General features: G+C 49.8%; 1 protein-coding gene and 1 pseudogene. Both read right to left on the bottom strand.

Features of this window, described 5'->3' with window-relative positions:
- On the bottom strand, positions 1-349 hold a 349-nt coding region (locus tag CYP43_RS02575), incomplete at its 3' end, for an ATP-binding cassette domain-containing protein (RefSeq protein ID WP_141089834.1).
- Positions 349-448: pseudogene (locus tag CYP43_RS09635) on the bottom strand (cysteine ABC transporter permease); the annotation flags it as partial. The gene CYP43_RS02575 and the pseudogene CYP43_RS09635, both read right to left, overlap by 1 nt.

Consider the following 448-nt stretch of genomic DNA (forward strand, 5'->3'; position numbering starts at 1 on the left):
CTTGGTTTGGGACGCCCAGCACGTGCACGGGACCTTCGATGACGTTTTCGAGCACGTTTAGGTGCGGGAAGAGGTTGAAGCCTTGAAAGACCATGCCCGTGTGCTGACGAAACGGCAGTAGCTCGCTTTGGCTAAATTTAGTGCTGAAATTTATCCTCTCTCGTCCAAGTTCCAGCTCGCCGCTTTGCGGGATTTCCAGCAAATTTATGCAGCGCAGCAAGGTCGATTTGCCAGAGCCTGACGAGCCCACGATGACCGTCGTTTGCCCGTCAAAGATCTCAACGCTGATGTTATCAAGGACGAGGTGATCGCCAAAAGATTTGTTTAAATTTGTAAATTTAACGGACATCAGACATACCTTGAAGTGTATTTTTCGAGCTTTGCTTGCAAAAACGTAAGCAGCGTGCAAACGACCAGGTAGATGAGCGCGGCTAGCACGTATAGCACG

It is taken from the genome of Campylobacter concisus (genome assembly GCF_002913045.1).
GTDB lineage: Bacteria > Campylobacterota > Campylobacteria > Campylobacterales > Campylobacteraceae > Campylobacter_A > Campylobacter_A concisus_AP.